General features: G+C 67.8%; 2 protein-coding genes. Both read right to left on the bottom strand.

Annotation, left to right across the window (positions count from 1 at the left end):
* Window positions 1-643: beta-ketoacyl synthase N-terminal-like domain-containing protein (locus AB0H00_RS31670; RefSeq protein WP_357273566.1), on the bottom strand; the 643-nt coding region annotated here is incomplete at its 3' end.
* 25 nt (window positions 644-668) lie between these two features.
* Window positions 669-8,435 (bottom strand): SDR family NAD(P)-dependent oxidoreductase, encoded by a 7,767-nt coding sequence (locus AB0H00_RS31665; protein ID WP_357273564.1) that lies wholly within the window; start codon window positions 8,433-8,435, stop codon window positions 669-671.
* Between the last annotated feature and the right edge of the window lie 13 nt (window positions 8,436-8,448).

Here is an 8,448-nt window from a genome sequence, read left to right as displayed (position 1 = left end):
GAGCCACCAGCGACGACGAGCACGCGGTATCCACCGAGATGGCCGGACCCTTGAAACCGAGGGTGTACGCGATCCGACCAGACAGAACACTGTTCAAAGCGCCCAGGTAGGCATGGCCTTCCGTCTCCGCGGTGATGGTCGGCGAGCCGATACGGGGACCGTAGTACTGCTGGATGACACCGGCGAAGACCCCGGTATCGCTGCCGCGCAACGTGGTCGGATCGATACCGGCGTTCTCCAGCGCCTCCCAAGACGCCTCCAGCATCAGACGCTGCTGTGGATCCATCGCCGCGGCTTCTCGTGGACCGATCCCGAAGAAGGCCGCGTCGAAGTCGCCTATGGCGTCGAGGAACCCGCCTTCACGGGTGTAGATCGTGCCCGGCACATCCGGATCCGGGTTGTACAACCGCTCCAGGTCCCACTCCCGATCGGACGGGTAGTCCCCGACAGCATCCACGCCGTCTGCTACCACGCGCCACAGATCCTCCGGTGATCGCACGCCACCGGGGTATCGGCAGGCCATGCCGACGACGGCGATCGGCTCATTCGACCGGTCGGTGAGCTCGCGGAGTTGCTGTTTGGTCTCGTACAGCTCCTTTGCGGTCTTCTTGAGGTACCGACGTAGCTCGTCGTTGTCAGCCATTGGTGGGACTCCTGATTGTGTAAGTTCAGCCGAGATTGTCGATGAATTCGAAAAGCTCACTGTCATCTGCGTTTTCGAGGCCGTCGACATTGCCGGCCAGGTCGATCTCGCTCCCGCCCCTGCCCTCGAGTTCGTGCAGGATCGCGGTCAGCTTGCTTGCGATGTCCGAGCGGTCCGTAGGCGACAGATCGGCCGATGCGCAACTGCGCGCCAGCGTCTGGACCTCGGCCGCGATGCGCTCCGCGGGGTCGTCGGTGGGAGCGATATCCTGACGGATGTAGCCGGCCAGTTCCGCCGGGGTGGGATAGTCGTACAGCGCGGTCGCGGACAACTGCACGCCGGCAGCCGATTTCAGCCGATTGCGGAATTCCATGACACCGAGCGAGTCGAACCCGAGATCTTTGAACGGCTTGTCGGGGGCGGTCGAGTCCGCACCGTTGTGACCCAGGACTGCCGCGACCTGGACGCCGATCACGTCGAGGATGACGCGTTCCTGCTCAACTGCCGAACGGCCGAGCAGTTGCGCCGCCAGATTCGGCGCCTGACTCGTCGGGCTGCTCACGCGACGCCGCGACGGCCCCGACAAGCCGCGCATGACCGCGCGCAGATCATCGAAACCAGTCTCGGCGAGCGCGTTCCGGTCGACCCGAGCAGCTACGAATGCGGACCGCCCCGTAGTCAATGCCGCGTCGAACAGCGACATGCCGACCTGGGCGTCCAACGGAAGGAAACCGTCGCGCCGCCACCTGGCGAGGTCAGCGTCGCTGAGGGCGCTGGTCATGCCGGTGCTCTGCTGCCACGGCCCCCACGCCACCGACGTCGCGGGCAGACCGGCCACGTGGCGGTGTTGCGCCAACGCATCGAGGAAGACGTTGGCTGCGGCATAGTTGGCCTGCCCGGGGCTGCCGATCACACCCGCGATCGAGGAATACAACACGAACGCCGACAGATCCAGGTCCTTGGTCGCCTCGTGCAAATTCCACGCCGCGTCCACCTTCGGCCGCAGCACCTCCGCGATCTGCTCCGGCGTCATGGTGGCCAGCAGGCCATCGGCCAGCACACCCGCGGCATGCACGATGCCGGTCAACGGATGCTCCGCCGGTATCGCTGTCAGCACCGCGTCCAGCGCGACCCGGTCGGCCGCGTCGCAGGCGACCACGTCCACCTGCGCGCCGAGCGCGACAAGCTCAGCGCGCAGTTCGTCCGCACCGGGGGTGTCCGGACCACGCCTGCCCGCCAACACCAATCTGCGCACACCGTGCTCGGTGATCAGGTGCCGCGCGACCACCGCACCCAGGCCCCCGGTACCACCGGTGATCAGCACGGTGCCCTCGGCCCGCAACGGCGTCGGCACAGTCAGGACGTTCTTGCCGATGTGCCGGGCCTGGCTGAGGTACCGGAAGGCCTCCGGCGCCTGCCGCATGTCCCACGCGGTGGTCGCAGACGGCGCCAACATCCCGGCGTCGAAGAGTTCGACCAGCGCCGACAGGATCGCGTGCAGCCGATCCGGATCCTCGTCCAGCAGCATGAAACTGTGGTAGCTCACCCCCGGGTGCTCGGCGGCCACCTCGGCCGGATCACGCCGGTCGATCATGCCCATCTCGACGAACCGACCGCCGCGCGGCAACAATCGCAACGACGCGTCCACGAATTCACCGGCCAGCGAATCCAGCACGATATCCACACCGCGACGATCGGTGACGTCGAGGAACTTCCGCTCGAAATCCAGAGTGCGCGAGTCACCGATCTCCGAATCGTCGAACCCCATATCACGCAGCACATTCCACTTGGGTTCACTCGCGGTGACCAGCAGCCGCAGACCCAGATGCCGCGCGAGCTGGACGGCCGCCATCCCGACACCGCCGGTAGCCGCGTGCAGCAACAGTGTCTCGCCGGGTTGCGCCTCGGCCAGGTCGACGAGGCCGTAGTAGGCGGTCGCGTAGACGATCGGTATCGCGGCGGCCTGGGCGAACGACCAGCCACGTGGGATCGGCACGAGCAGTCGGCGATCGGTCACCGCAACCGACCCGACACCCGAAATGAACCCGAAAACCCGGTCGCCGGGCGCGAATTCGGTCACATCGGGCGCGACCTCCAGCACGACGCCAGCTCCTTCGCAGCCGATTCGGGCATCCGCGTCGGGATAGGTGCCGAGCGTGATCAGCACGTCTCGGAAGTTGAGGCCGACCGCCCGCATACCCACCCGGACCTGCCCCGCCCCAAGCGGTCCCCACGCGCCCAGATCATCGACCAGGCTGAAGTTGTCCCCCGTCAACGTGCCCTTGCCGAGCAGCCCGAGGGCCCACGCCGGGGTGTTTGCTACCGCGGCGACCCCGAGCGGATCCGAGCCACCTCGATTCAGCCGCGGCGCATGCGCCGTCCCGCGCCGCAGCGCCAGCTGGGGTTCCCCGGTGCGGGTGAGGGCCAGTACCACGCCGTGCCGATAGTCGGCCCAGTCATCGATATCGACAATAAGAATCCGGTCCGGGTTCTCGCTCTGCGCGGTGCGCAGCAGACCCCACACCGCCGCCGCTGACAGGTCCACCGGCTCTCCTGGGTGTACTGCCACCGCGTGGCGGGACACCACCACGACGAGCCGGTCTCCGGTCAGCAGGCGCTGCACTCGCGCCGCCAACAGCGTGACCGAATCCCGCACCGTCGCAGGGAGATCACCGTCGGAAGCCGCGTCGAGCCGCAGCACAGTCGCGACCCGTCCCGCAATCGTGACGGTTTCACCGTCCTCGGCAGTGCTCCAAGCTTCGGCGGCGGTGACCTCGACCGTTGGCAGCGCGACCCAGTCCACACCGTAGCCGATGCCGTCGGTCCGTTGCTGCGCCGAGCCTAGCGCGTCGGTCGATATCGGCCGCAGCGTCAGCGCCCCCACCTCGGCCACTGTCATACCCGCGGCGTCGGCGAGCGTCACCGCGATCCGCTCGCCTCCCGGCGAGCCGGTCACGGCCGCGCGGACGCGCAGTGCGCTCGCCCCCGTCGCGTGCAGCGCGACGTTCTCCCAGGAGAACGGAACGGCGACCTCACCGGCCCGCGTGCCGGGAACCAGCTCACCGAGCAGAATCGCGTGCAGAGCGGAGTCCAGCAATGCTGGATGCACGCCGAATTCGACGGCACCCGATCGCGCGGCCTCCGGCAGCACGACCTCCGCGAACACCTCGCCGTCGCGCCGCCACAGGGCGGTCAGTCCCCGGAACGCCGGTCCGTACTCATAGCCCCGCTCGGCCAGATCCGCATAGGCGTCAGCGATCTCCATCGCCGTCGCGCCAACCGGCGGCCAACTCGCCACACTCGGGTCGACTGACGGTATGTCCGACTGGGCAGTGACCGTCGCGACCGCATGGCGGACCCACTCGCTGTGCTCGGCGCGATCGGATTCGTCGTCGCCGCGCGAGCGCGAGTACACCGACACCGTCCGCACGCCCGTCTCATCCGGTCCGCCCGCCACCACCCGCAGCTCGACGGTTCCGGCCGACGGCACCGGCAGGGGCGCCTCGATCACCAGCTCCGCCAGTCGCGGGCACTCCACCATCGTCCCCACGTGCAGCGCCAGCTCGACGAAGGCGGCGCCGGGCAGCAATGTCACTCCGGCGACAGCATGGTCGGCCAGCCACGGATGACCGGCTTGTGCCAGCCTGCCGGTGAACACCACGTCCTGGGAATCCGGCAGCCGCACCATCGCGCCCAACAGTGGATGTTCCGCATCGTCGAGGCCCGACTGCCGCACGTCCGGCACGCCGACCGGCCGCAACCAGTACCGCTGATGTTGGAACGCATACGTGGGCAACGGCACGCGATCCACCGAGCGGCCCGCGAACAACGGCGTCCAGTCCACCCGGACTCCCGCGACATGTGCTCGCGCCAAGGAAGACACGAACTGGATCGGCTCGTCGGTCGAGCGTCGGCTGGCCGCGATCACTGTCGCGCGGGCCTCGATGTCCGAAGTCTCGGCAAGGCATTGCCGAGTCATCGCGGACAGCACCGCATCCGGTCCGATCTCCACAAACCGCCGCACCCCCGCCTCGACCAGGGTGTCGATTCCCGGCGCGAACCGCACACAGCCACGCACCTGCTCGACCCAGTAGCCCGGGTCGGTCAGCTCGGCACCGACCACGACTCCCGAAACGTTCGACACGATGGGGACGGTCGGCTGGTGATAGGTCAAACCTTCAGTTACGCCCCGGAACTCGTCGAGCATCGGCTCCATGAACACCGAATGGAACGCATGACTGACCCGCAACCGGGAGGTCTTCACCTCCTCCACGGCAAGCTTGTCTTCGATCTTGTCGATCGCGAACACATCTCCGGACAACACCACCGACGACGGACCGTTCACCGCCGCCATCGACACCTGGTCGGCGAACTCGGCAAGCACCGTGGCCACTCGATCCTCGGATATCGCCACCGCCAGCATCGCCCCGCCTTGCGGCAGCGCCCCCATCAACCGCCCGCGTGCCACCACCAGGGCGCACGCGTCCTCGAGCGACCACACTCCGGCCACGTATGCGGCGGCCAGCTCCCCGATCGAATGTCCGATCAGCACGTCCGGCACCACGCCGAACGACTCCATCAATCGGAACAACGCCACCTCGAAGGCGAACAACGCAGGTTGCGTGAACTCGGTGAGGTCCAACAGTGCCGCGTTCTTCTGATCGAACACCAGGTCCTTCAGCGACCAGTCGAGCAGCGGATCCACCTGGGCGCACACCTCGTCGAACGCCGCCGCGAACACGTCGAAGGCCGCGTACAAACCCGCACCCATACCCGCACGCTGCGCCCCCTGCCCGGTGAACAGGAAAGCAGTCCTACCTGCTGCGATCTGCCCCGTGATGACAGAGGACGCCGCTTCGCCCGCGGCGATATCCGCGAGGCCCGCCAACAACTGTTCCCGATCGCCGCCGACTACCGCGCCACGTCGATCGAAATGCCCCCGCGCCTCGATCAACGAACGCGCGGTGCTCCAGATTCCGACCTCCGGTCGGTCGATCAGCCACCGCCGCAAGCGATCAGCCTGCGCACGCAACGCATCGTCGGATTTGGCCGACAGCAGCAGCGGAACCACCTCGCCGACTGCGGCGGGTTCGGGATCGCCGGGGGAGCCCTCGTCGCGCGACGGCGCGGTCGGCGGTGCTTCTTCGAGAATCACATGCGCGTTGGTGCCGCTGATCCCGAATGACGACACCCCTGCCCGACGCACCCGCCCGTTCGCGAGCCAGGGCTCGGCCTCCGTCAACAGTCGCACCGATCCCGCGGACCAGTCGACATGTGGTGTCGGCGCGTCGACATGCAGTGTTTTCGGCAGTGTTTCGTGCCGCAAAGCCGCAACCATCTTGATCACACCACCAATGCCCGCGGCGGCCACCGCGTGCCCGATGTTCGACTTCACCGACCCGATCCGTAACGGCCGCTCGCGATCCCGCCCATAGCCGGCGATCAGTGCCTGCGCCTCGATCGGATCACCCAACCTCGTTCCGGTGCCGTGCGCCTCCACCGCATCCACATCCGATGGCTCCAAGCCGGCACTGGCCAACGCCGCCGCGATCACCCGCTCCTGCGATGGACCGTTCGGCGCGGTCAAACCATTGCTCGCACCATCTTGATTGATCGCACTGCCCCGCACCACCGCCAACACATTGTGGCCCGAACGCTGCGCGTCCGACAGACGCTCCACCACCAGCACACCCACACCCTCCGACCACGTCACACCGTCGGCAGCGGCGGCGAACGCCTTGGACCGCCCATCAGCCGCCAACCCCCGCTGACGCGCGAAATCCACATACAAACTCGGGCTCGCCGCGACACTCACACCGCCCGCCAGCACCAACGACGCCTCCCCCTGACGCAACGCCTGGCAAGCCAGATGCAATGCGACCAGCGACGACGAGCACGCGGTATCGACCGTGACCGCAGGCCCCTCCAAACCGAAAACATAAGCAACACGCCCGGATATCACACTGTGCGACGTCCCGGTCAACCGGAAAGCCTCATACTCGCCGGTCACCCCGCGCGAGTACCCCGACGATGAGGCGCCGACGTACACGCCGGTGTCGGTGCCGCGCAGTGCGGCGGGGTCTATCCCCGCGTCTTCCAGAGCTTCCCAGGAGACCTCCAGCATCAACCGCTGCTGCGGATCCATCGCGGCCGCCTCACGCGGACCGATACCGAAAAAGCCGGCGTCGAAAGCACCCGCATCGGCCAGGAACCCGCCTTCGCGGGTGTACACGGTGCCCGGCTTGTCTGGATCTGGATCGAACAACCGCTCCAGATCCCATCCCCGATCCGACGGGAACGGCGCGATTACATCCCCACCCGCCGCGACGAGGTCCCACAGATCCTCGACCGACCCGATACCACCCGGAAACCGGCAGCCGATGCCGACGATCGCGATCGGCTCATCGGAGCGAGTCCGGCGGGTCACCCGCGGCACGTCGAGATCCACGCCTTCGAGCCGCGAACGAACCAGCCGTGCCACCGCCGTCGGGGTCGGGTGGTCGAATATCAGTGTCGTCGGCAACTCCACACCGGTGGCCGTCACCAGCCGATTCCGCAGCGTTTGTCCGCTCAACGAATCGAACCCGAACGCGGTGAACGGCAGATCGGGATGGATGGCCTCGGCCGAGTCATGGCCGAGCACCGCCGCGGCCTGCTCCGACACCACCGCCAGCACCAACTCGTCGCGTTCGTGCTCGGAAACGGCGAACAGCCGTGGCGCCAACGGACCCGCCGCAACAGCGCGCCGCCTCCGAGTCCGAGAAACAGTGCGCTGCGGCGTCGCTTGCCCCTGCGTGCTTTTATCCGACGAAAGCGCATCCGCAGCCGTAGGCTGGACTGCTTCGAGCACCAGCTGCTTGATGGTGAGGACCGGCTCACCGTCGGCAGCGACGGCCGTGACCCGAACGGTGTCTCGACTCACCCGGTCGATCCGGACCCGCGCCACGTCGACGCCGTCGCGATAAAGTCGAATACCATTGAACGCCAAGGGCATCGCGGCGCCGTCGCCGGTCTCGTCGAGCACCTCCACGCCGACGTGCAGCATCGCATCCAGCAACGCCGGGTGAATGCCGAAACTCCTGTCTCGATCACTTACGCTCTCATCGAGCGATACTTCAGCGAACATCTCGCGACCGCGTCGCCAGGCCGCCGTGACTCCCTGAAACGCCACACCGTAGCCCAAACCGCGCGCGGCCAGCCGGTCGTACAGCTCCTCGGCCGCCACCAACTCTGCCGCCGCGGGCGGCCAGTCGCCGCCCGACCACAGCGGCGTGTCGTCAGAATGCGGAGCAAGAACACCCGTCGCATACTGCCGCCATTGCGGCATGTCGCCTTCGGACGAGGCGTGGATGGTGAAACGCCGCGCGTCGCCGTCCGGCGCGGCGACGCTCACCTGGATGTTCAACGCCGCGGCGCGCGGCGGCAGAAGCGGGCCCTGCGGCGCGGAGAGCCGCAGTTCCGTCACGGATCCGGCGCCCACGCGCGCGCCTACGCTCAGCGCGGCTTCCAGCCACACCGCGGCGGGCACCACAGGCGACCCGAAGATCACGTGGTCGGCAAGCCAAGGGTGCACGTCGGGCGTGAGTCGACCGGTGAACAGCCATTCGTCCCGGCCCGCCACCGAGACCGCGGCGCCCAGCACCGGATGGTCCGGGGAGATCAGCCCGGCGCGGCTTACATCGCCTGACCCCGTGACAGCCACGCCCCCCGGCGTCCAGCACTGCCGCCGTTGGAACGCATACGTCGGCAGGTCCACCCGCGCGGCGGGTGCGGCCAACACCTCCGGTGTCACGTCGATCCCGACG

It is taken from the genome of Nocardia sp. NPDC023852 (assembly GCF_040639505.1).
In the GTDB taxonomy this organism is placed as follows: Bacteria; Actinomycetota; Actinomycetes; order Mycobacteriales; family Mycobacteriaceae; genus Nocardia.
Note: the sequence above shows the minus strand (reverse complement) of the source record. Positions and strands in the feature narration are given on the sequence as shown.